Genomic DNA, 25,179 nt, shown 5'->3' on the forward strand with positions numbered 1-25,179 from the left:
CGCCCGGCCGCTCATTCCCCGTTTCGGGGCAGAGGGCAATCAGATTTCCTTGCGCCAGAACAGTTCGTGCCGGCGCACGGCCTTTCTGAAAAATTCGTTTTCGCCTTCCGCTGGCCAGTGGCGACCGGCCAGCTTTTTCTGCAACCAGCGCCGAATGCGACGTTTGAGCGGCGCCGGCGGCTGCAGGTCATGCATCATACCCAAGGCCATGGCCTTGTCTCGCTGCCGTTCGGTATCCAGCTCGATACTGTAAGGCACCAGTTCCTGCGCAGGATCGAACACCGGCGGCAAGGCGACCCCGCTATAGACATCGCCCATCGGCCAACGATCGTTGTCATGAAGATGATTCGCGTAACCGAGTATCACGCTCGGTTGCCAGGCCAGTCCTTGCAACGCTTCCAGCACCGCCGCCTGCGAACAGATGTGGTCTGGATGCGGGTCGATGGTGGCGTGAGGCATGACCAACACTTCAGGCCTGGCCTCCAACAGCAGCGCGCGCAGATCGGCAATCAGGTTATTCCACGTCGGTGCGCCATCGGCATCGCCCGGCAACGTCAGCGTATTGAACTGCCTGAACAGTCGGGTATCGCTCAAATCCGCTTCCCGGGAGGCGATCGGCTGATCGGGCGCCGCCTGCATCGCAGGCAATTGAAGGCAGAAGTAGCCCAGCTGAAAGCAGCGGGATTCGGGCACTCCAGCCCAGCGCGGGACGGTGATGCTGTCCCACGCACGCAGCCGGCCCTTGGTCCGCGCCGCTTCGGCCGGGCCCATGCCCATTTGCTGATAATGCTCGGCCTCGATTTCACCCGCGGTGAGTGTGACGATCCAGCTTTCGTCAGCCTGGCTGTACAGACCAAATGCCGCCAGTTCGGCGTCATCGGCATGGGGCGCGATAACCATCACACGCTGGCGGCGGGCGTCGGGATGGGCAAACGACCACAGCCGGGGCTCGCCCTGAATGCTGCAGCGGCGCCCGCGAATACGCAGCTCGTTGGCGGTCAGCGCCGCGCCGAGCCCGGTGAGGTTCAGATAGCGAAGCCCCTTCACACTCCGCTCGAAAGCTTGACTGTCGTGCAGATCGCCGCCGATCAACTCAACCGATGGGTCGAAGAAGCGCCCCAGCCATGAGCTCTTGATGCGCAACGCCAGAATCAGGGTTTCATCGCCGCTCAGCGGGGGCAGTTGATCGACCAGCAACCGATCACCCTGCACGCTGACCCCTGCCACCTCGTTCTGCGCGGGCAGCCGATACTGATAGTCGTCGCTCGGCGCGTAGAACAGATGATCGGAAAACCAGGCCTCATGAGCGACCCAACCCAGTACCGCCAACACCAGCGGGAGCCACCAGGCGACGAGGACGCCAACCAGCAGTAAAACCACCAATGCCACCAGCAGCGCCACACGCTTGTTGCGGCGGTGGCGCTTGAGCAATGCCTGTTTGCGGCTCAACGTTGAAATACCGGGACAGGGTTGCACCAACGATCCTTATACTCACGATCGGCGCGACCAAACGAGAAACGCAAGGCCTTGCCCCGCGCCCGTGCTTCTTCCCAGGCGCTTTGCGTGTTGAGAAAGCTCAACACGCTGCCAGGACTGAAATCGCGGGTTTCGGGGTCAACGCCGCCGTTGACGTATTCGATGCTGATCCACTCCGGCGCTTCGACGCGGTAGATCAGTTGAATGGCAATGGGCGCGTCATTCAGAAAGATCACCGAGCCGATCAGCAGATCGCGCAGCAGCTCGACCACCTCGGCCATGCGCTCGGCGCCCGTGGCAGCGAACCCCCACCGGCGCTGAAACAGATCGCAGTACATGCGGGCAATGTCGGCGCTGTTGAAGTCGGTGATCGGACGCACCACGCCGCCCGCCTCTTCCAGCAGACGCAGCTCGCGGCGCTGGTTGTAGCGAAACTTCTTGGAGAGGTCTTCGGGTGCGCGGGCCATCGCCAAAGACTCGGTCTGCGGCAGGAGTTCGGCAAAACGCCCCTGATTCAGCTCCGAAAGATAACGGCCGCGATGACGCAACGGGGCTTGGGTATCGGCAGCGGCGGGCAGAATCAGCTCAGCATTGCCCAGATCGAACAGGCCTTTTTTGCCGCGGCTTTTCAGCACGTCTTTGGACAGCGCCAGCGAACGCCCCCACGTCGGGATCGCGGCTTTCAACTCACCGCCTTGCGACCAGCCCAGATAACGCACGGGGATGTCAGCCAACCCGGCCAATCGCTCAACCACCAGAGGATGCGTGGCGACACTGCCGCCAAATCGGTCCCAGGCGCCCTGATACGCAGCCGCGTCGATGGGTGTCCAGCCACGTTCTCGCCAGGCTTGAAAACGATTGAGCATCAGGACTCCGCAGTCAGGTCGGTGACTTGCGGCAAACGCCAGAAGACGTTGCGAACGGCGTCGTCTGAGAACCGTTCACGCACACGATCCAGCATCATCTCGGCACAGGCATTTCGCTGTTCGGCATCCAGTCGCGACAGGTGCGCCAGGCCTTGGGCCAAGTGCTCGGCGTCGCCCAGCGGGAAGAGAATACCCACGCTTTCGACCACTTCCTTGGCACCGCCCGCCGCCGTGGCAATCACCGGCACGCCCGCGACCATGGCTTCCAGCAAGACCATGCCGAAGGGTTCGTGATCGGAACTGAGGGCGAACGCATCGAACGCCTTGAAATAGCGGCTGGCCAGAGGCACCTGACCCAGCAGCATGACCTGCCGACCAATGCCCAGCTCCATCGCCAGCTCTTTCAGGTCCTGCTCAAGACGCCCCTTGCCCAAAATCACCAGTTGGCTGTCAGCGGGCAGGCTGGGAAGTGCCTGCGCAAAACCGCGCAGCAGCGTGGCCTGATCCTTGTCAGGGTGAAGACGACCGACGTTTCCCACGACCCACGAGCCTTGCGGCAAGCCCAACGCTTCGCGAGCCTCTTCGCGTGACACTTGGCTGGCGGCGAGTTGATCGATGTCAATGCGGTTATAAAGCGTTTGAATACGTCCGGTCGGCCATTTCGGCAGACACTTGCGCATATCGTCCCGCACCGCATCGGACACGCCGAGCAGGCTCAAACGCATGCGAAACAGGTGAGCGAACAGTTTTCGGCTGCGTCGCTCGTAGTCGCCAAAGGCGTGATGCACGCCGATCACCGGCAAACGGGTGGCCAGCAGGGCGATGTAGATCGGCTTGAAACGGTGTGCGATGCAGAACGCGAAATCCCGGGAGGCGGCGATTTTGCGCAAGTCGCGGATGGCGCCCAGCTTCAGGCCACGAATGGCCTTGGAGCTGTATTCCATGAACAGGACTTCATCCGACGAGCAGCCCGCTGCGACATCAGGGTCGGCAGCGCCCGTCAGGAATACCGTAGTGACCCGGTATCCCTTGCCCGCGAACAGGCTGGCGTATTGACGGGCACAGTCGAGGAACGGCCCGTCATAGCCGTGGCAGAACTGCAACACATGGCGCTCAGCCGAGCGTGTCATAAGCGTCCGCGCCGTCTTTGACCACCAGGATGTCTTCCATGATCAGGTACTGCAGATCGGAGCCGAAGAACATGTTCAGCGCGTCGGTTGGCGAGCAGATCATCGGTTCGCCGCGACGGTTGAGCGAGGTGTTCAGCGACACGCCGTTGCCGGTCAGGCTTTCCAGCGCCTTCATCATGTCGTAGTAACGCGGATTGTATTCGCGCTTCAGGACCTGGGCACGGGACGTACCGTCTTCGTGAACGACTTCCGGCACGCGGGTCTTCCACTCTTCGGCGACTTCGAAGGTGAAGGTCATGAACGGCGCGGGGTGATCGATCTTGATCATCTGCGGCGCCACGGTGTCGAGCATCGACGGGCAGAAAGGCCTCCAGCGCTCGCGGAACTTGATCTGGTGGTTGATGCGGTCGGCCACACCGGCCACGCTCGGGCAACCGATGATCGAACGACCGCCCAACGCACGTGGACCGAACTCCATGCGTCCCTGGAACCAGGCCACGGGGTTGCCGTCGACCATGATTTTGGCGATCTGCTCCGGCATGTTGTCGAGCTTGCGCCACGCAGGCGCGCTCGGGTGACGGGCACAGGCGGCGATCACGTCTTCGTTGCTGTACGAAGGGCCGAGGTAGACGTGTTCCATCTTCTCGACCGGCACGCCACGGGCGTGAGACACATACGCTGCTGCACCGACGGCCGTACCGGCGTCACCGGACGCGGGCTGAACGAACAGCTCTTTCACTTCCGGACGGGCGATGATCTTCTGGTTCAGCTTGACGTTCAGCGCGCAGCCACCGGCGAAGGCAATCTTGCCGGTTTCCTTGAGAATGTCGCCCAGGTAGTGATCCATCATCTGCAGCGCCAGCTTCTCGAACAGCGCCTGCATGCTGGCCGCGTAGTGAATGTACGGCTCGTCGGCAATGTCGCCTTCGCGCTTCGGACCCAGCCATTCGATCAGCTTCGGCGAGAAATAGAAGCCTTTGCCTTTCTCTTTATAACGGCGCAGACCGATGACGTTGGCGTATTCGGTGTTGATCACCAATTCGCCGTTTTCGAAGCTCGCCAGACGCGAGAAATCGTATTTGGACGCATCGCCGTATGGCGCCATGCCCATGACCTTGAACTCGCCGTCGAGCATTTCGAAGCCGAGGAACTCAGTGATCGCACCATACAGGCCACCGAGGGAATCCGGGTCGTAGAATTCCTTGATCTTGTGGATCTTGCCGTTCTCGCCATAACCGAAGAAGGTCGTGGCGTACTCACCCTTGCCGTCGATGCCCAGAATCGCGGTTTTCTCTTTGAAACCGGAGCAGTGATAAGCGCTGGAGGCGTGAGCCAGGTGGTGCTCGACCGGCTCGATCTTGACTTTTTTCGGGTCGAAACCCAGTTGCTCAAGGCACCAGACGATCTTGTTGCGATAGCGTTTGTAGCGACGGTTGCCCATCAGGATGGCGTCGAGCGCGCGGTCCGGGGCGTACCAGTAACGCTTGGCGTAGTGCCAACGCGCTTCGCCGAACAGGCTGATCGGGGCAAACGGGATGGCCACCACATCGACATCAGACGGTTTGATGCCAGCCTGCTCAAGACAGAACTTCGCAGACTCGTACGGCATGCGGTTCTTTGCGTGCTTGTCGCGAACGAAGCGCTCTTCCTCGGCGGCTGCAATCAGCTTGCCGTCGATGTAAAGGGCTGCGGAAGGATCATGGCTAAGGGCGCCGGACAGGCCAAGGATCGTCAATGCCACTAGGGTCTAGCCTCTTAAAGTCTGCAAGCAGGCGTCGTGCGCCTGACAAATAAGGTGCGCCTGGCGCGGGTGCGGCGGGCAGCTAAAGGGCGGGATTATAGCGTAATGAACTGCGATATGGCGCGGGCCGAACAAAACCGCTTCAGGACACGCGACGACGCTGACCTGGCTCAGTATTACCCAGCATCAGGGGCGATTATCGAAAACCCGGCTTGATGCCGTGCACTACATATCTACCGCCATTTCCTGATCGACTCGTGATTGATTCGCTCCATGAATCATGCGGCCTGCCCGCGCCATGGATGCCCTGCCGGACAGGGCGAATCAGGAACCTTACATCATGCAGACGTTTACTCCCACGCGGCCCTCGCCCGCACTCACCCACCCTGCCGCTGCCAGTGCGCTCAAGCGTCTGACCGAGTCCTGCGAAACGCTGACGACTGAGCTGTTGCAGCTTTCCTCTCCACACGCCGCGCTGCTCGACGCCCTGAAAACGGGGGAACAAACCGCCATCGAGCAAGAAACCGGCACGCTGCTGGATACGCTGGACACCTACTGGCACACCAAAAGCGCCCAAGGTCAAAGCCGACGCAGACTGTTCACCACCTTGTTCGAAAAAGCATTACGGGACGAGGTCGCGCTCAAGTCCCATGAAAATGACTTGCTGCCGAACGCCCTGGAGTGTCTGCCCGGCTCGCTGGACACAGACGCACAGGACCAACCTACCGTCTGCGCACTGCACATTGCCATCGAGGCGGACACCCTGGCGGAAATCCATGGTGCGCTGGTCATGAGCCTCGCGTCGGGCCGCACTCTGCTCGCGCTGCCGGGCAGCGGCATGTCGGAGTTCGCGACACAGCGATCCATGCTCGACACGGTCGCGCACTGGCTCAACGACAACGCGTTGCGGTGGGGCTTGCTCATCAACGCCGAACAGCGTCATCAGGATGCCCTGTTTGCGGCCACGGACGATCCGGACGTGTATCTGGAGCATTTCGATTCAAACGATGTGCAACTGCGCCTCGTCACAGGAAACCCTTATCGCCACGCCATCCAGCGCTTAATCGAGAAACAGCGCGCAGACGTGTTGTACGTCTGCGGCGAGGGACGGAACCCGGACTCGACCCTGCACGCGAATCAGATCGAAGGCGCGGTGAGCCTGTCAGGCGTGTTCGGCCCCCGGGCGATGCTAGAGCGACGCGAGCTGACTCTGGCCGAGCACAAGGCGCGAACGGCGCTGCCCGACTGGATCAAACTGGCCTCGGGCGAAGACCTGGACGAATACCGTCAGCGTCTGAAACGTTTTGAGGACGGGCATACCGCATTGGCGAGCGCGCTGAACGGTGCGGCATCAGCGGAGCAATACGCGAAGGTGAGCTTGCGCGCACGCCTGGCCAGCGACCTTGGTTATGATCTGGCGCCCGAATCGATCACAGTCAGCACCCGTCGGACCCTGCCGGTGACGCGTGAGACCTACACCGTCACCCGCACCCTCCCGGAACTGGCGTTGTACGGTCTGCACCCGAATGACCTGAGCGAAGGCTCGGAATTCCTGACCCACACCACCGTGAATATCGACGGCCGCCCCGTCGGAGCTACCCATGCCTCGCTGACTCCAGCGTATGCCGGGCGAGTGGTCGATGAACTGAAACTGCGCTTGAGCTTTGCAGAGTACCAGCGCGAAGCCTATGCAAAGCCGGCCAGCCAGAAACTGATGCGTGAGCTGCTCGACCTGCAAATCGCCGAAGCCGCGTATGTCGCCAAAATGCAGGGGCATCTCTCGCTTGACGACTTCAACGTGGTAACCGCAGTGACTGAGGGCGTGCTCACCGCCACCGACCAGGTGTTACGCATTCAGCACATCAGGATCAATAACCGGGCCACGCTGAGTCGCACCCTGGTGTTCCGAAAGGAAAACGCGGCGGGCGAACTGCAACGGCTGATCATGTTCGCCTCGGACGCCCCTCGCCCTCAGCTGTTCCAGAGTTTCAACAGCGAGACGCAAATGCTCCACGAACTGGTGGCCTGGACCGCCAGCCCGGAAATGACCCGCTACCTCATCGACCAACTGAATGTGGCTGATCGTCCCGCGCTCAATTCCACCCTCGACGCACTGCGTGAGAAGCCGTTTCCTCGCGCCGATTTTTTGCGCCTTGTCACTCAGGAAAGCTACGACAACGCGCTGCAAACCCTCGTCATCCAAGGGATGAACGTGGTGCGCTCGCAGAACGAAGCCTACACCCCGAACTGGTACATCCGCGCCAGCAGTGAACAGCGTCAGCAGCTGCTGGCGCTGGAGGACGCGGCCAACGGGGCGGTCATGAACTATGCCGCGCAGCCGCACACACGGGTTCAGGATTTCGAAGACTATGTTCATCAGCGCGCCAGCGAGAAGATTTGTCAGTTACTGAAGGTGCCGCCGGGAACGGTCGATCCTGATCACATCATCGTGAAGACCGAGCGTGAAACCCTGAGCTACACCGCAATGATGCGAAACGGCTACGACGACAGTTTTGGCGTGTTTAAACCCACGGCCGACACGACGGCCACGTTCAGCGGTCCGCAGGGCATCGACCTCAGCCCGTTGACGCCCGCCTCCGTTGCCGGGTCGGTTCGGGGAAAATGGCTCGCCGACGCTTATGGCGATCTGGTGAAACGCACGCTGCTTGATCCGCAGTCCGAAGGCTACGGCTACCGACGCCAGACCCGCGCGCTGATCACACGCCTGAACATGCAGGCCGCCGCCCTGCGCAGCCTGCTGAAGGGGCACATCGACGAAACGCAGTATGAGTGGCTGCAACAGAGCATCCGCCATCTGAACGACGCGACGCCCGAGGTTCGCGCTCACCACCCCGTCTATCCATTGCAGATCCACATCGACAAGCCTTTCATCGCGCTGCACATGGGCGGGATCAGTCAATTGGTGGTCACCGACACGAACCTGATCCACGTTGAAACCGTCCAGGGTTGCTATGCGCTGATGCCGACGGCAGTCAGGCTGGGGGCGCTGCTGTACACGCCGAATGCGCCGGACGGTCTGGAGTTCAGGGCCTTCAGTTCGTTCGTTGATTCCCTCGGCGCGCCGGGGATGATCGATTACTACAAGGACCGCTGTCGCATCAACGCCCGCCGCGTGCTGTCGTTTTTCCTGAATGACATGAAAACAGGCAATGGCAATAAACGACCGGTGCTGCCTGCCGAGCCTATCGCCGACTTCGCGCAGGTCTGCTTCAACCGAAAGATCGAACGCAAACTGCGCGACGCCGAAGAAACCTCCACCAATCGCCATGACATGTTGAGTCAGGTGATCTGGAACAGCGTGGACATCATCGCCACCGTAGTGACGGCGCCCTTTCCACCACTGAGTTTTGCCGTGGGTGTGGCCCTCGCGTTACGCGATGCAGGCAAGGCGGTTGAGGCACTGGCCGGGCATGAGCCGGAATCGGCGTCGGGCCTGTTTCTCGCGGCAGGGTTGAACTTGCTGGGGGCTTACGGCGACTTGAAACAAGGACTGAAAGGCTTTGGCGGCGTCGCACGCAAACTGGCCGAGCGCTCGAAACAGGGGGCACGTCCTGCAGCGCTGAAAAAACCGTCACACACACGGATGAAGTTGCATCCGGTGAAGCTCGAAGACGAACACTTTCTCCTCGGCCCGCCCAATGCCAAGGGGCAGGCGCAGGTGTATGACAACGCCGGCTTCGAACCGGATGACGCCTTCCCGACTGGTCACTACGCCAGCAAGAACGACGACGGCGTCTGGCAGCCACTGGATCAACCCTCTGCGTCCTCGTCTTCCAGCGCAGTCAATGACTACCGCGTCACCGGCGTGTCCCTGCAGGATCTGCCGCGAGTGACCGAAGGCCATGCCAACGGCGTGAGCCTCGGCCAGGGCAAGCATTACATCGAGATGAACGGCGAGGTGTATCAGGTGCACTACGACGCCAGCCTGCATTGCTGGCACATCGTCGATCCGCAGAACCCGTTCGCGTTCTTTGGCCGCCAGCCCGTGCGTTTGAACGAACAGGGACAGTGGCAACGCATCTTGCGCTCGGGCTTGCGCGGCGGCAATGACACTCCCGGCACGTTCAACCCTCTGCGCGAAGATACCCATGCAGGCACCCCAGATGCAGGGCTGCACGCGTGGGAGTTACCCGCCAATCTGCAACCGCACATGGAAGAGATTTTGACCGGCACGTCCATGGACCCCGTGGCGTTGGGTCTGGAGGATTTCTTCGCGGCCTACTACGGCGATATGCGCCGAACCTATAGCGAGCTCAGGGAAATACTGTATCGCGACGCTCAGGCGTTCTTCGCCGAACCGATCGCACTCCCGGCGCGTCCCGCCCTTCCCGCCGTCGATGCCTCGACCACGGTCGGCGACTTTCTGGAGAGTGCCTTTGCCAACAGCAACGGTCTGGTGTTCGGTGAAGCCCCCAAATCCATCGCCAGCAAACGCCTGCTGATGACAAACATGAAGACCCTCGCCGAGCAGCGAGTCGAGGTGCTGTACATCGAGCATGTGTTCACGGACAAGCACCTGCGCAAGCTGGCGAAGTATCGCGCCAAGGGCAGCCGGGTTCGCGCCGGATCCCATGAGATCAAGGCTCATCTCAGGTACCTGAACAACAAGGCGCTGGATAACCTGAGTCGCGAATTCGACTATTACCACCTCATCAAAGAGGCCCATCGTCACGGGATCGAGGTGCGTCCCTTGAATTCGTCGGTGAGTTATCCGGTCATGGCGTTCCCGGTGTCGGGGGCCGCCGGGGATAGCGCTGCTGCTCAAAAAATGAGCAATTTCTTCGGCCACAAAGTGATCGGCAGTGACGCGGCCGCCGAACCGACCCGACGCTGGGTGGCCTTGGTCGATCAGAAGCTCGCCACGACCCATGAGCACGTCCTCGGCATCGCTGAGCTGGAAGGCGCCATCAGTGTGCGTATCGAAGATGTACCTGCAGGCCGGGCAACGAAAATCAGTCAGGAAGCCACGCTGGTCAACACCGAGACGAACATGGCGTCGAGCGATTTCAAGATCGAGTTCCCCTCTTCCAGCCTGGCAGAACCTGCAACGGCTCCCGTGAATGCGGCGTCGCCTCCGGCTGCTATCCCTCAGTCCTCCGGGGCGCAAGCCTCAGGAGCCAGCCTTGGATTTCAGTGGGACGAAGCTACCGGCTGGCAGCACATCGACCCTGAGCAATGGCTGCCAGAGACGCCGCCGACCGCGCTTCAGCAGTCGCTCGCCGACCCGCGCTACGACATGCCATTCGAGTCGCACGCCATCTTGTATGAGCTGGCGTATAAGGAGCATCGAGGGCTAAACAGTGAGTATTTTTTCTTCAATGAACGCCTGAATGACGTGGAGGACGTTTTCTTTGGCCTGCGGACGAAACTGCGCCACGACGCGCGCGAAATTCTGACAGCCGATCTCCCCCCGCGCCCGACGATGCCTTCGGTGGAGCCGGCGCTGAGCGCCCCACAGTTCATTCAGCGCCTGTACGAGCACACCGATGGAATGGTCGTCGGGGAGTTTCATGCGTCCGTGGGCAGCAAAAAATTCCTCATCGACAACCTGCCACTGCTGGCGGAACAACAGGTGAAAACCCTGTACATGGAGCATCTGCTGACCGACCTGCACCAACTGCACCTGGACCGGTTTCATGAAACGGGCCAAATGAGCAATGAGCTTTTGAACAGCCTCCAGCGTCTGGATCGAGGTCAGTTGACGGATCCGGCCAGGGCTTACAATTTCGAGATGCTGGTGATCAAGGCGCGAGAGCACGGTATTGAGGTCCGCGCCATCGATTGTGCAGCGAGCTACCACCTCAAGGGCGTACGCGAGACCAAGACCACTCGACAGGAAATGATGAATTATTTTGCGTCCCGGACGATTCGTCGACATCAGGCGGTTGTCGGGCGGCACCGCTGGGTCGCGCTGGTCGGCAACAGCCATTCCAACCGTTACAACCGCGTTCCGGGGGTGGCCGAACTGGAAGGCGCCATCGGCGTGCGGGTCGATGACGTGGCACCGGGCACCTCGCAGGGCATCGTTCGAGATCCGGGCGAAAGCGCCCGGGCGTCGATGACCCGAGCAAACGCATTCGTGAAGGGGGATTTCAAGCTCGAAGTGGAGGTGCCGGGCAGGATCAATCAAGTCAGCCCCACCCGCATTCTGGCGCCACAACCACTGTCACTGGAGCAACGCCTGGCACGGCCGGGCATGTTCGTGACCGAACTGGAACTCGATGACGTGTACGTGATTGTCCACAGGGCGAGAACGGGCGAAATCTTGCGCACGCCGGTGCAGGTCGATTCTGCGGGCAAGGTGTTCGTGGATCGTCCGGCGTGGCTAGCGGTACATCTGCAACCCTATGATGACCTTGATGCCCTGATTCTGGCGCTTGAAGACATCAACCTGACGCGAGTGGGGTAAGCCTTTAGCAGCACGGTGGGCCGGCGGTGGCGCCATTGAAATCGCTGCCGCCGGCGAGTCGGACTGCTACAGGGACGGATGTCGTTAGGACGTCTGCCCGACTCCCTCACACCGCTTTTGGCAAGCGCTGTTCCAGCAACTGGTGCAGCGCGCTGTCGGCAGGCCAGTTGCGCATGAAACGCGCGCGGTCCTTGGCGAACGCGGCGGCAAACGCGCTTTGCGAGCCGTGCTGGCACATCGCGTCGAGGTCGATCAACGCCCAACGGTCCTGATGCCAGAACACGTTATGGCCCTTGAGGTCGCCATGGCTGATGCGCTCGCGAATCAATTGCTCGAACAGTGCGTCCAGCGCCTGCAATTCGTTTTCAGGCGCCTCGCCCGATGCAACATAAGGCGCGAAACGTTCGATGACGTCCGGGCCCGGCAGGTATTCGGTGACCAGATACGCCTTGCGCCGCAGCCAGAAAAAACGCTGCTCCAGCAAGGCCAACGGCTTGGGCGTGGCGATGCCGAGGAACATCAGGCGACTGCCCTCGCGCCATGAATGCCAGGCGCGGCTGGGGCGCCAGAAGCGTTTGAGCCAGTGGGCGAAGTTCTTGATGTTGTAGCGCTTGATCACCAACGGTCGGCCATCAACCTCAGTTTTCGCCACACTGGCGGCGCCGCCCGTCTTGTAGAGGTGGCCGCTGTCGATCAGGGTGTCGGCCTTGTCCAGCACCGGCAGCATCGCCGCCTCTTCCTCGCGACGAATTGCCCGCAGACCAAATGGGCCGTCCGATACGCTGAACAGGCTGCACTCGCGCCCGATCTTGATCAGGTAATCCCGCAGTCGCCAGGCGCTGACCTTGTCGATCTGCTTGTGCAGCGCTTCCACCGGCAGCGCGTGCTCGCCATTGCTCAGAAGGTAGTAGACCAGCAGTTCTTCAGTGAACGGCGCCAGGGACTTGGGCAACTGAGCGAAAAACACGCCGAGGTTTTCCAGGACTTTTGGGCGGGACAGCGGCTTGCCCGCTTCTTCGACCCGAATTCCGGCGCCGTCGATCAGGTACAGCTGGCCGTTCTGTCGCAGCAGGTTGTCAAGGTGCAGGTCTTCTTGCCAAAGGCCCTTGGCGTGCATGTGCCCAACGGCGGCGAGGGCTTCGCTCAGCACGGCGGTTTGTTCGTCGGCCAGCGGCGGCAGGTGCTCGACGGCTTTCCAGGCTTCGCCAAGGCTTTCAGCCTGATCGAGGAATTCGAAAAGGAGCCAGCCGCCTTCGCCTTCGTTCAGCCCTTCGGCCAACAGCAATGGCGTGGTCAAGCCTTGCTCGGCAAGGAGCTGCACCCCGGCGCGCTCACGCTGAAAATGCCGAGGCGCCTTGCTGCCCACCAGCAATTTAGCGAGCACCGGACGCCCACGCCATATGCCCGCGCCCACGTAGCGTTGGCCCGGCAGCACACGCAGCAGGCTCAACAGCTGCAACTCGGCGGGACCCGCCGCATCCGCCAACGCAATGCTCATCGGCAGCGTCGGGGTACGACCGGCGTTTTTCAGTTCAGACAAACGCATCGGCGCCCTCTTCGATCAAACATGAATGCAGTACATATCTACAGCGTCACAGGGACTCGCTTCTGCCCGAGGGGCGTAGGAGCCGGCTTGCTGGCGAATGCGTCAGGTCAGCAACATATAGGGTGACTAACACGGCGCATTCGCCAGCAAGCCGGCTCCCACAATGGACCTCATCACCACTCACATCAGCGTCCGCTGCGCTTATGACTGCCGCGCTTCGCCAACCGCTGCCACCAGGAATCCACCAGCCCACTGTCACCCGGCGCCTGTAAGTAGGCGGCGAGCAGTTCGCGGATTTCGGCTTCGTTCCACATCGGTGCGCGCCGTAGCAAAGGCTCGATGTCCTTGACCCGATCCCGTTGGCCGAAGATTGACTTGCGGGTCTTCTCAAGGTCGATCAACTGCGCCTGATAGGCGCTGCCTTTGGCTTTCATGAAAATGTGCTTGGGGTAAAAACAGCCATGCACCTGACCAGCCTTGTGCAACGTGCGCGCCAGTTGACCGCAGGCTTGCAGAATCGCCAGGCGTTGAGTCGCGGCCAGCGCGTCCCACTCGCTCAACAGCGTGTCCAGATCGGTCCAGCCATCCAGCGCCCGAGTCATCAGAATGGCCCGACGCTCGCCATCGACCTTTTTCTCGCCATAAAACACCGCATGCAGCGCCGGAATGCCGAGCTTCTGATACAGGCTGATGTTGCGAAACTCGCGAGAGAACGACGGCTCGCCAAACGGGTGATGCAGCGTGTGCGTCAGGTAATTGCTCTGACGCTTGAGGTAATAACCGGAGCCTTCAAGCTCCAGACGAAACACGCTGCTCCAGCCGCCGCGCCCGGTGTTGGGTTCGTCCACGGCGTCGAGCTGCACGTCCCACAGCGAATCGAAATCGGCCAAACCGTGGCGCTCCAGCAAGCCACGGTCGGCGTCAGCGATGAAAACACTCATTCCCGCCCCTCGAAAAAGCTGACGATGTGTCGAATGCGCTTCTTGTCCGATGCGTTCAGGCGCTCGCGCCCACGGTATTGCAAATAGAAGCGCAGGCGCTGGGTCGCGGACAGGTGATATTTAGCCACCTTGTCCAGACACGCCAAGTCCTTGGTGATCCGATAGCGCAGCATGAAACTGACCCAGAATGCGCCGTTCGGGCAATCGATCAGAAACACCGTCGAGCGGTCGTCCACCAACAGGTTGCGCCACTTCAGGTCGTTATGGGTGAAGCGATGATCGTGCATGGTCCGGGTGTAGCGTGCGACCTGCTGGCTGATTCGGTCCACCCAGGAACGGTTGTCCAGACGCTCGTCGTGGACCCGCGCCAGCTCCGACAAATCCTCGGTGCGCGGCAGTTCGCGGGTGATCAACGCGCCGCGATCATACGCGGCGCCCCGGCGCTCAAGGCCCCAGGCGATCACCTCGGCTGTCGGAATCCCCCACTTGGCGAAACGCTTGAGGTTCTGCCACTCGGACTTCACGCGAGGCCGCCCCAGATAACGGCGCAGCCCTTTGCCCGCCGCGACGTAACGTTTGACGTAGTAATTCACGCCACCACGCTCCACGCGAATCACTTCCGACAGCGGGTCGCGGGTCAATCGCTCGCCTTGCAAGGCAAACACGGCGTCCAGCGATCCAAAGTCAGCGGCCAGCTCGGCGTATTCCGGTTCAAGGTTCCACCCCGCCATCAGAGCGCATCCCCGTACCGCAATTTGCGCTGATAGAGCTTCTCGGCCTTGGCCTCCAGCCACACCAGCAACGCCGACTCTTCAGCCAGAATCTGGCGCAGCGGCTGCTGGAAATAGCCTTTGAGGAAACGCATTTTGTCGCGGCGGGTCAGGCCGATGTCCAGCGCCGAGAAATACAGCGCGGCCAGGTCCTTGTTGCGCCAGCGTTGAGTGATCTGATCCCGCGTCTGCGCACGGTGCAGGTCGATCACCGACAGCTTGAAGCTTTCCGGGGTGACCGGCGTGTCGGTATGCAGCAGGAAGTGGCACAGGTAGCAGTCGCGATGGTTGACCCCGGCGCGGTGCATCATGCCGACCAGCCGTGCGACTTCAGCGATATACGCCCACTTCATGCGCGGCTCGGGTGGCTGTTTCACCCAGTTGATGCTGACGTCTTCCATGCTCTCGGTCGGCGCCAGCTCTTCGGTGACGATGAACGAATGCTGCGCGGCCGGGTTGCTGCCGCGCTCGCCATAGGCCACGGAGGTCATGGTCGGGACGCCGACTTCCGTGAGGCGGTTGATCGCGTCGAATTCCTTGCCCGCGCCCAGCACCGGCAGTTTGGCGGTCAGCAGATTCTTCGCCACTTCACCCCAGCCAATGCCGCGATGAATCTTGACGAAATAGCCGCGGCCATCGACTTCAGTGCGCAGCGTGCGACGGTTTTCCAGCTCGCGGTACACCTGACCTTGCAACGCCTCGACGGCTTCGAACGCGTCGCGCCCGGCCCAGAGGGACTTGAAGGGTTCAGCGAGGATCAGTTTCATCCGTGGTGCTCCGCCAGAATCACATCCGCAGCGTGCTGCGGCATGCTGTAAAGGTCAGCCGTGTCAGCGAACGCCAGCCCGTTCTTGCCCCAGGCCGAGCGAGCGGCATCGTCTTCGAGCATGCGGCTCAGGTATTGATTGAGCTGACTCTGCTCGAACGGCTCGTCGAGGACCAGACCGCTGTCGGCTTCGGCGATGTAATGGGCGTAGCCACACACCGCGCTGACCAGCACCGGCAGGCCCGCGACCAACGCTTCGAGCAGCACCGTGCCGGTGTTCTCGTTGTACGCCGGGTGAATCAACAGGTCGGCGCCCAGCAGGAAGCGCGGGATGTCGCTGCGGCCCTTCATGAAGGTCACGTTGTCGCTCAGGCCCAACGTCGTGCTCTGCAACTGGAAGACTTTCGGGTCGTCCTGACCGATGACGAACAGGCGCGTGCGTTTGCGCAACGCCGACGGCAAGGCCGCGAGGGCTTTCAGGCTACGGTCAACACCCTTGGTCTTGAAGCCGGAGCCTATCTGCACCAGCAGCAGGTCGTCGTCAGCCAATTTGAATTCGCGTCGGAATTCGGCGCGGATCTCGGCGGCATTGGTCGGTGCGCGACGGTCTTGGGAAATCCCCGGCGGCAACAGGTGAAAGCGCTTGAGCGGCGTGTCGTAGTGCTTGATGAACAGCGGCTGCTGCACTTCGGAAATCATCAGCACTTCGGTTTTCGCGTCTTTGGCGAACACCGAGCGCTCGTAATCGGCGAAGTGGCGATAGCGGCCCCAGTATTTGTACAGGCCGTGACGCAGGTTCTGCGCCTTGTCTTCATAACAGCCGTCGGCGGCGTAATACACGTCCAGACCGGGCATTTTGTTGAAGCCGATCAGACGATCCACCGGGCGCTTGGCCAGGTCGGCGTTCATCCAGTCGGTGAGTTTTTCATTGCGGCGATGATTGAAGATCGCCTTGACCGGCGCCACCAGCACTTCGAAGCCGGGCGGCACGTCACCTTCCCAGATCAGCGTGTAGACGCGGATCGAATGCCCGCGCTGCTGACACTCCAGGGCGATGCGCATGAAATCACGCTGCAAGCCGCCGAAGGGAAAGTATTTATAAAGCACGAATGCCAGTTGCATCACGGATGTTCCTTTGCCAGCAACAGCGAGCCCAACTGGCCCGCTACTCGCTCGGGATTCAGGCGAGTGAAGCACATCGGCCACTCGCGTTCGGTATCGACCTGACGCTGATCTTCAGGGGTCGGTCGATAAGTGCATTTCTTTTGCAGGCACGGCGCGCAGGCCGGGTAATCGCCTGCGAGGTGAACCTGCGACTTGCCGTAGGCGCCGGTCAGGCCGGGGTTGGTCGGGCCGAACAGTGAAAGGGTCGGCACGTCCAGCGCCGCTGCCAGATGCCCGAGCCCTGTGTCCACAGCGACGCAGCCTTGCGCGCCGGCCAGCACTTTAGCGACGCCTGCCAGATTCAATTTGGGCAGCACAACGGCTTTATCAAGTCCCTCGGCGATACGCTCAGCGCGCGCTTTCTCGGCAGGGTTGCCCCACGGCAGGTGCACTTCCAGACCCTGACCGATCATGCGCTCGGCCAACTGGCGCCAGTACAGCTCGGGCCAATGTTTGGTGTCCCAGGTCGTGCCATGCAGAAACAGCACAAAAGGCGCGCCGCTTTCACTGCTCAGTAGGCGACTGCGATCCAGCCCGTAATCCCCCAGCCCCGCCGGAACTTGATAGCCCAGCGCTTGAGCGAACAATTGCCGCAAACGCTCGACCGCGTGCTGACCGCGTGCGACCGGGTACGCGTGGTCGTAAAAGCGTGCAGCGAGGGGTTCGCGGGCCGAGTCTTTATCCAGCCCAGCAATCGGCGCCTTGACGTAGCGCGTCAGAAACGCGCTTTTCAGCAGGCCTTGCGCATCGATCACCAAATCGTAACGAGTGTCACGAAGACGCTGTTTGAACTGGCGCCATTGGCCGTTCTTGAAGGTCTGCCACAGGTTCTTGCGCCAACGCCGGATTGCCACCGGAATCACGCCGGACACCGCCGGGTGCCAGGTCGGGATTTCCGCAAAGCCTTCCTCCACGACCCAGTCGAACTGGATGCCGGGGATGGCCTTGGCCGCATCGGTCAGCGCAGGCAGGGTATGAATGACGTCACCCAGCGACGAGGTCTTGATCAGCAGTACCCGCAAGTCAGGCGACCTCGACCGGCGTGCCACCCAAGTGGCTCAACGACGTGATGACCGACTCGGGCTCCAGCAGGCGCAGGCAGTTGTAGTGCCCGAAACGGCAGGTGCGCTCGAAACACGGGCTGCACTCGATGCCCAATTGCACGATCTCGACCTGATCGGCCAGCGGTGGCGTGAACCCCGGCGAGGTGGAACCGTAGACCGCCACCAACGGACGGTTGAGCGCAGCGGCGACGTGCATCAAGCCGGAGTCGTTGGAGACGACCGCATCGGCGCAGGACAGCAAATCGATGGCTTCGGCCAGTGACGTGCCGCCGCTGAGGTTCGCCGACTCTTCGCGCAGGCCGGGAATCAGTCGTTCGCGAATGCTCTCGCCCACCGCGTGATCATTCTTGGAGCCGAACAGCCAGACCTGCCAGCCCTCGCGAATCTTGGTCTCGGCGACCTTGGCGTAGTGCTCGGACGGCCAGCGCTTGGATTCGCCGAACTCGGCACCGGGACACAGCGCCAACACCGGACGGTCAAGGGTCAAACCGAATTTGGCGAGCGCGGCGTCGCGGCTGGCGGCTTCAATTTGCAGGCTGGGTTTCGGATAAGGGCGCGGGATTTCCGCGTCCTTGTCATAGGCCAGGGCCATGAAACGCTCGATCATCAGCGGATATTTCTGCTTGTCCAGCACGCGCACGTCGTTGAGCAGGCCATAGCGGAACTCGCCACGCCAGCCAGTGCGTTTCGGAATACCGGCGAAGAACGGCACCAGCGCCGATTTCAGCGAGTTGGGCAGCAGAATCGCTTGGTCGTACTGGCCTTTCAGGGACTTGCCGATGCGACGACGGGTCGCCAGTTCCAGCGCGCCGTGGCCGAGCGGAAAGCTCAAGGCCGTGCGCACTTCGGGCATGCGCTCAAGGATCGGCCGACTCCACTCGGGGGCCAGCACATCGATTTCGCACTGCGGGTGACGCTGTTTCAGGCACTGGAACAGCGTTTGCGCCATCACCATGTCACCGACCCAGCTGGGCCCTACGATCAGAATTCTCATGCTCAATCCAAAAACGACCAGAAACGAGCAGGGAGGCCCATCAGACTGCGTGACGCTTCCACACAGCCTGACGCCTCCCTGTCATAGCTTTATATAGGTCCGCAAACATCCGGACTTGCAGTGTTTGGGCTGGCCCTATCGCGAGCAAGCTCACTCCTACAAGAAACGAGCGTACCTGTAGGAGTGAGCTTGCTCGCGATAGGGCCAGCAGTCATCTCAACTTTTCAGACGACTCAACTCAACCCCAACTGCCCCCAGACCCGCATCACTTCACGCCGCTCGCTGGCGAACTGATCACCGCTGACCGCGCCGGCCTCTTTCTGCAGGGCCTGTCGGTGTGCGGCGGAACGGTACGCTTTATACACCTCACGCAACAGGCTCGCGTCGGCGGCGGGCATCAGCCCTGCCTCTTCCAGGCCTTCGAGAATGCGGATGTTATCGGTGTATCGAAGCAGCGCGGGGTGCTCTCTGGACCACGCCAAGGCCGCGTATTGCACCATAAATTCGATATCGACGATACCACCGGCGTCCTGCTTGAGATCGAACGACGACGAGGGTTCGAAGGCATTTGCCCCCTTCCCGGCAAGCGTGCCCTTGGTTCCGAGGTTGTCGCGCATCTTGGCCCGCATGTCGCTGACTTCCTGTTGCAACGTCGCCAGATCACGCTCGCGCCCCAGCACCGACGCACGCACACCTTCAAATCCCTTGCCCACATCCGTGCTGCCCACCAGCACCCGCGCACGGACCAGCGCCTGATGCTCCCACGTCCAGGCTTCGTTCTCCTGATAGCGCGAAAACGCCCCCAGCGAACTGACCAGCAGACCCGCCGCGCCCGAGGGCCGCAGGCGCATGTCCACTTCGTACAACTGGCCGGAGTTAGTCTGCGTGGTGATCAGGTGAATGATCCGCTGACCCAGTCGTGTGAAGAATTGCGCGCCGTCGATCGGCTTCGGCCCGTCAGTTTCCGCCTGGGGATCACCATCATGGATGAACACCAGGTCCAGGTCCGAACCATGCCCCAGTTCAATGCCGCCGACTTTCCCATAACCGACAATCACGAACCCCGGATCGCACAAGGTGCCATCAGGACGGCGCGGCGCACCATGACGTGCGACGGTGTGCCGCCAGGCCAGTGCCAGCACTTGCTCAAGGATCGCCTCGGCCAGCCAGGTCAGGTAATCGCTGACCTTCATCAACGGCAGGCTGCCGGTGATCTCCGACGCTGCAACGCGCAGCCGGTGCGCCAGTTTAAAGTGACGCAGCGCCTCCATTTGTTGCTCCAGATCATCCTCGGGGATGCGCGTCAGTCGTTCGCGGAGTTCGGCGGCGAGCTCCAATGCCTGCGGCGGGCTGAACAAACGACCTTCGTTGAGAAGCTCATCGAGCAGCAGCGGGAAGCGGGCGATCTGCTCGGCGATCCAAGGACTGGCGGCGCACAACGTCAACAAACGCCGAAGCGCGCCGGGGTTTTCAGTAAGCAGCACCAGATACGCCGAACGCCGGGCGACGGCTTCCACCAGCGGCAACACCCGTTCCAGCACCAGATCGGGGTTGGCGTGTTCGACCGCCTGAGCCAACAGTCGCGGAATGAATGCATCGAGCCGTTCGCGCCCCAGTCGCTGCATCGAGCGCAATTGCGAGCTGTTGCGCAGGTTATTCAGGTGTTTCAGGGCTTTCTGCGCATCGACGAACCCGCCGTCTTGCAATTGGCGGCAAGCGGCTTCTTCGTTTTGAGACTCTTCCCACAGCGGCAGCCACTCGCCGCCGACAATCTCTTCGCCGCCGTCTTCCTGACCCTCTTCCTCGTCGGGGTCGGCAATCACTTGGCGGAAATGCCAATCGACCCGTCCGCGCCAGTACATCAGCTGCGCGTGGAAGGCGTCCCAATCAACAAACCCCATGATGAAGGCAATGCGCGCCTGATCGCGGTCGTCTTCGGGGAGCATTTGGGTCTGGCGGTCGGCAATCGCCTGAATGGCGTGCTCGGTGTAGCGCAGGAATTCGTAGCCTTCGCGCAGCTCAGTGATGACCGCCGTGGGCAGATAGCCCTGCCCTTCCAGCGTGCGCAGCACCTTGAGCAGTGGCCGCTGTTGCAGGCTCAGGTCGCGTCCGCCGTGAATCAACTGAAACGCCTGAGCGATGAACTCCACTTCGCGAATGCCGCCTGAACCCAGCTTGATGTTCGCGGCCATGCCTTTGCGCCGGACTTCCTGCTGAATCAGCTGTTTCATGGTGCGCAGCGCCTCGATGGCAGAGAAATCGAGGTAGCGGCGATAGACGAACGGTCGCAGCATTTCCAACAACTCGCTGCCCTTGGCCTGATCGCCACCGACGACCCGCGCCTTGATCATGGCGTAGCGTTCCCAGTCGCGGCCCTGGTCCTGGTAATACTGTTCCAGCGCGTTGAAGCTCAAGACCAGCGCGCCGGACGAACCGTAAGGCCGCAGGCGCATGTCGACGCGGAATACAAAACCGTCAACCGTCACCGGATCCAGCGCCTTGATCAATCGCTGACCGAGGCGAATGAAAAACTCTTGGTTGTCCAGTGGTCGCTTCACGCCCACCGTTTCACCGCCTTCGGGGTAGGCGAAGATCAGGTCGATGTCAGAAGAGAGGTTAAGCTCGACGGCGCCCAGCTTGCCCATGCCCAGGATGACCATTTGCTGGGCTTCGCCCGTACGACGGCCCGTCGGGACGCCGAACTGTTGGCAATGTCTGTCATACAACCATCGGTATGCGAGGTCGATACTGCCATCCGCCATGTCGGAAAGGTCGCGGCAGGTTTCGATCAGATCGGCTTGGCGTGTGAGGTCGCGCCAGATAATTCGGACTTGCTGACGCGTCCTTTGACGACGTAGATTACGCCCCAGCTCATCGTCGGTGGTCGCTTCGGCCACCGCGTTGGCGATGTGCTCACGCAGTTCATTGGCCGCAAAGCTGCGCTCCAGCTCGCCAGATTCAGCGAGGTCGAGCAGCATCTGCGGGTCGCGCACGACCTGTTCGGCGACAAAGTCGCTGGACGCGCAAACGCGATCAAATGCGGTCAGACGCTCAGCGGACCAGGCATCGAAAGTTGTCTGTCCGCCCTCGGTCATAGCGGTGAGCGCAGCGCGAAAGGATTGCTGCGCGCGCGAGGCCAACGGCAGAAGGACGGCCGGCAGATTGGCCAGCGAGGGAAGGCTCATGGTCTATCCTTGATCGGCGTTCAAAAGGCTACCCGCCGAGGGGTTTTCCCCTACAAAACGGACTGGACTGTCGAACAAAGGTTAAAAATTGCTGGCATTTGCCTGTTATTGGTTGCCAGCATGATTAGTCAGCTGATCTTTTTATGGTTTCTACCAACATTTTTCATTTGATTCATCGCAATACATGAGCGAAAACATCGTTCAGCTGTAGTTTTACTACTGTATATACAAGTCAAAAAGCTGAAACGGCTGGAGATTTGTAGTAAAACTACACAACGCCGGGTACCACTCCGGTCTCCAAGAATTTTTACGTCGTCTGCCCACAAGGCCAGTCGCAACAAACTCAGGCAACCGATTCTGGAAGCCTTTCCGCCCTGGAGCAAGCCATGCAAGACCTCGATCCCGTCGAAACCCAGGAATGGCTGGACGCCCTGGAATCGGTTCTCGACAAAGAAGGCGAAGACCGTGCTCATTATTTGATGACCCGTATGGGCGAGCTGGCCACACGTAGTGGTTCGCAGCTGCCGTACTCCATCACCACGCCATACCGCAACACCATCCCTGTTACCCGCGAAGCACGCATGCCCGGCGACCTGTTCATGGAACGCCGCATCCGTTCGATCGTTCGCTGGAACGCCCTGGCGATGGTGATGCGCGCCAACATGCAAGACCCAGATCTGGGTGGCCACATCTCCACCTTCGCCTCCAGTGCGACCCTGTATGACATCGGCTTCAACTACTTCTTCCAGGCCCCGACCGAAGAACACGGCGGCGACCTGATCTACTACCAGGGCCACGCCTCGCCAGGCATCTACGCTCGCGCCTTCCTCGAAGGTCGCTTGAGCGAAGAGCAGATGCTGAAATTCCGTCAGGAAGTGGACGGTGGCGGCCTGTCGTCGTATCCGCACCCGCACCTGATGCCTGACTTCTGGCAGTTCCCGACCGTTTCCATGGGTCTGGGTCCGATCACCGCGATCTACCAGGCACGCTTCATGAAATACCTGGAAAACCGTGGCTTCATCCCGGCTGGCAAGCAAAAAGTCTGGTGCTTCATCGGCGACGGCGAGTGCGACGAGCCGGAAACCCTGGGCGCCATCTCCCTGGCCGGTCGTGAAAACCTCGACAACCTGATCTTCGTCATCAACTGCAACCTGCAGCGCCTCGACGGCCCGGTTCGCGGCAACGCCAAGATCATCCAGGAACTGGAAGGCGTATTCCGTGGCGCCGCCTGGAACGTCAACAAGGTCATCTGGGGCCGCATGTGGGACCCACTGTTCGCCCAGGACGAAGACGGCCTCATGCAGCGCCGCATGGACAAAGCCATCGACGGCGAGTATCAGAACTACAAGGCCAAAGACGGCGCGTACGTTCGTAAGCACTTCTTTGGCGACGATCCAGAGCTGCTCAAGCGCGTCGAGAACCTGTCCGACGACGAGATCTGGAAACTCAACCGTGGCGGCCACGACCCGTACAAGGTCTACGCGGCGTACCACCAGGCGGTCAACCACAAAGGCCAGCCTACCGTCATCCTCGCCAAGACCATCAAGGGCTACGGCACCGGTGCGGGCGAAGCGAAGAACACCGCGCACAACACCAAGAAAGTCGATATCGAGTCGCTGAAGAAATTCCGTGATCGCTTCGACATTCCGCTGAACGATTCCGAACTCGAATCGCTGCCGTTCTACCGTCCGGCCGAAGACAGCGCGGAAATGAAATACCTGCGCAAGTGCCGCGAGAAATTGGGCGGCTCCCTGCCTCAGCGCAACCGCGGCAACATCAGCATCCCGACGCCGTCGCTGGACACGCTGAAGTCGGTGCTCGATGGTTCGGGCGACCGCGAAATCTCCACCACCATGGCGTTCGGTCGTATCCTCGCCTCGATGGTGAAGGACAAGGAACTGGGCAAGCGCATCGTTCCGATCCTCGCCGACGAAGCCCGTACCTTCGGTATGGAAGGCATGTTCCGTCAGTTGGGTATCTACTCGCCAGTCGGCCAGCTGTACGAGCCAGTCGACCGCGACCAGGTCATGTACTACCGCGAAGAGAAAGACGGCCAGATCCTGCAGGAAGGCCTCAACGAGGCAGGCGCGTTCTCCTCGTTCATCGCGGCGGGTACGGCCTACAGCAACTACAACACCCCGATGCTGCCGGTCTACATCTTCTACTCGATGTTCGGCTTCCAGCGTATCGGCGACCTGGCATGGGCCGCTGGCGATGCTCAGACTCGTGGCTTCCTGCTGGGCGGCACCTCCGGGCGTACCACGCTCAACGGTGAAGGCCTGCAACACGAAGACGGTCACAGCCACATTCTGGCCAGCACCATCCCGAACGTGCGCAGTTATGACCCTGCCTATGCCTACGAGCTGGCAGTGATCATGCAGGAAGGCACGCATCGCATGATGACGCTGCAGGAAAACGTCTACTACTACATCACCGTGATGAACGAGAACTACCATCAGCCAGCAATGCCGGCCGGTGTAGAGCAAGGCATCATCAAGGGCATGTACCTGCTGGAAGAAGACAAGCGCGAAGCGGCTCATCACGTACAACTGTTGGGCAGCGGCACGATCCTCAACGAAGTGCGTGAAGCGGCGAAGATCCTGCGCGAGGAGTTCAACATCGGCGCCGATGTCTGGAGCGTCACCAGCTTCAACGAACTGCGTCGCAACGGCCTGGCCGCCGAACGCAGCAACCGCCTGAAGCCAGGCCAGAAGCCACAATTGAGCTACGTTGAAGAGTGCCTCAATGGTCGCAAAGGCCCGGTCATCGCATCGACCGACTACATGAAACTGTTCGCTGACCAGATCCGTCAGTGGGTTCCGACCAAGGAATACAAAGTCCTGGGCACCGACGGCTACGGCCGTTCCGACAGCCGCAAGAAGCTGCGTCACTTCTTTGAAGTCGATCGCAAGTTCGTCGTGCTGGCGGCCCTGGAAGCCTTGGCAGACCGTGGCGATATCGAACCGAAAGTCGTGGCGGAAGCCATCACCAAGTTCGGCATCGACCCGGAAAAACGCAACCCGCTGGACTGCTAAGGTCTGCGCTGAAGATCGTATAGAGCGCTGACAGATTGCGCGAAGCAGCCGACGATGCGGAATTTACTTCG

At 61.0% G+C, this 25,179-nt stretch carries 14 protein-coding genes; 2 read left to right on the forward strand and 12 right to left on the reverse strand.

Annotated features, from left to right (window positions below; genetic code table 11):
- Positions 1-39 precede the first annotated feature (39 nt).
- From AAEO81_RS28120 to AAEO81_RS28135, 4 genes are read right to left on the reverse strand one after another with little or no spacing between them, the layout of a single operon-like run.
- Positions 40-1,449 carry a PIG-L family deacetylase gene (locus AAEO81_RS28120; RefSeq protein ID WP_341964639.1) on the reverse strand — a complete coding sequence of 470 codons (1,410 nt, stop codon included), beginning with the start codon at positions 1,447-1,449 and terminating at the stop codon, positions 40-42.
- Positions 1,446-2,342, reverse strand: a complete 897-nt coding sequence (locus tag AAEO81_RS28125; RefSeq protein ID WP_341960370.1) for an antimicrobial resistance protein Mig-14 — start codon at positions 2,340-2,342, stop codon at positions 1,446-1,448. The genes AAEO81_RS28120 and AAEO81_RS28125 overlap by 4 nt, the downstream gene beginning before the upstream one ends.
- Complete coding sequence (locus AAEO81_RS28130; protein ID WP_341960371.1) at positions 2,342-3,472, reverse strand: glycosyltransferase; 1,131 nt, start codon at positions 3,470-3,472, stop codon at positions 2,342-2,344. Before AAEO81_RS28130 ends, AAEO81_RS28125 begins: the two co-directional genes overlap by 1 nt.
- Positions 3,456-5,213, reverse strand: a complete 1,758-nt coding sequence (locus AAEO81_RS28135; protein WP_341960372.1) for a carbamoyltransferase — start codon at positions 5,211-5,213, stop codon at positions 3,456-3,458. Before AAEO81_RS28135 ends, AAEO81_RS28130 begins: the two co-directional genes overlap by 17 nt.
- Positions 5,214-5,553: 340 nt before the next feature.
- On the opposite strand from AAEO81_RS28135, the gene AAEO81_RS28140 reads away from it, so the two are divergent.
- On the forward strand, positions 5,554-11,643 hold the full coding sequence (locus tag AAEO81_RS28140; RefSeq protein WP_341960374.1) for a membrane-targeted effector domain-containing toxin: 6,090 nt from the start codon (positions 5,554-5,556) through the stop codon (positions 11,641-11,643).
- A 106-nt stretch (positions 11,644-11,749) separates the two neighbouring features.
- Here the strand turns inward: AAEO81_RS28140 and AAEO81_RS28145 are convergent, their stop codons facing one another.
- The 8 genes from AAEO81_RS28145 to glnE form a co-directional block, all read right to left on the reverse strand.
- The gene (locus AAEO81_RS28145) at positions 11,750-13,189 is read right to left on the reverse strand and encodes a lipopolysaccharide kinase InaA family protein (protein WP_341960376.1); all 1,440 of its coding nucleotides are present in this window, start codon (positions 13,187-13,189) and stop codon (positions 11,750-11,752) included.
- A 185-nt stretch (positions 13,190-13,374) separates the two neighbouring features.
- Positions 13,375-14,130, reverse strand: a complete 756-nt coding sequence (locus tag AAEO81_RS28150) for a lipopolysaccharide kinase InaA family protein (protein WP_341960377.1) — start codon at positions 14,128-14,130, stop codon at positions 13,375-13,377.
- Positions 14,127-14,861: a lipopolysaccharide kinase InaA family protein gene (locus tag AAEO81_RS28155; RefSeq protein WP_166596059.1), complete on the reverse strand. Its 735-nt coding sequence runs from the start codon at positions 14,859-14,861 to the stop codon at positions 14,127-14,129. The genes AAEO81_RS28150 and AAEO81_RS28155 overlap by 4 nt, the downstream gene beginning before the upstream one ends.
- Complete coding sequence (gene rfaP, locus AAEO81_RS28160) at positions 14,861-15,667, reverse strand: lipopolysaccharide core heptose(I) kinase RfaP (protein WP_341960380.1); 807 nt, start codon at positions 15,665-15,667, stop codon at positions 14,861-14,863. Before rfaP ends, AAEO81_RS28155 begins: the two co-directional genes overlap by 1 nt.
- Positions 15,664-16,788, reverse strand: coding sequence for a glycosyltransferase family 4 protein (locus AAEO81_RS28165; RefSeq protein ID WP_341960382.1), 1,125 nt, complete (start codon positions 16,786-16,788; stop codon positions 15,664-15,666). The genes rfaP and AAEO81_RS28165 overlap by 4 nt, the downstream gene beginning before the upstream one ends.
- Positions 16,788-17,852, reverse strand: coding sequence for a lipopolysaccharide heptosyltransferase I (gene waaC, locus AAEO81_RS28170; RefSeq protein WP_341960383.1), 1,065 nt, complete (start codon positions 17,850-17,852; stop codon positions 16,788-16,790). Before waaC ends, AAEO81_RS28165 begins: the two co-directional genes overlap by 1 nt.
- 1 nt (position 17,853) lies before the next feature.
- The gene (gene waaF, locus AAEO81_RS28175; RefSeq protein WP_341960384.1) at positions 17,854-18,888 is read right to left on the reverse strand and encodes a lipopolysaccharide heptosyltransferase II; all 1,035 of its coding nucleotides are present in this window, start codon (positions 18,886-18,888) and stop codon (positions 17,854-17,856) included.
- A 233-nt stretch (positions 18,889-19,121) separates the two neighbouring features.
- Positions 19,122-22,073 carry a bifunctional [glutamate--ammonia ligase]-adenylyl-L-tyrosine phosphorylase/[glutamate--ammonia-ligase] adenylyltransferase gene (gene glnE, locus AAEO81_RS28180; RefSeq protein ID WP_341960386.1) on the reverse strand — a complete coding sequence of 984 codons (2,952 nt, stop codon included), beginning with the start codon at positions 22,071-22,073 and terminating at the stop codon, positions 19,122-19,124.
- A 386-nt stretch (positions 22,074-22,459) separates the two neighbouring features.
- Here glnE and aceE point away from each other — a divergent pair, with 386 nt between their 5' ends.
- Positions 22,460-25,108, forward strand: coding sequence for a pyruvate dehydrogenase (acetyl-transferring), homodimeric type (aceE, locus tag AAEO81_RS28185; RefSeq protein ID WP_341960388.1), 2,649 nt, complete (start codon positions 22,460-22,462; stop codon positions 25,106-25,108).
- The last annotated feature ends 71 nt before the right edge of the window (positions 25,109-25,179 follow it).

Source organism: Pseudomonas sp. RC10, from assembly GCF_038397775.1.
In the GTDB taxonomy this organism is placed as follows: domain Bacteria; phylum Pseudomonadota; class Gammaproteobacteria; order Pseudomonadales; family Pseudomonadaceae; genus Aquipseudomonas; species Aquipseudomonas bambusae.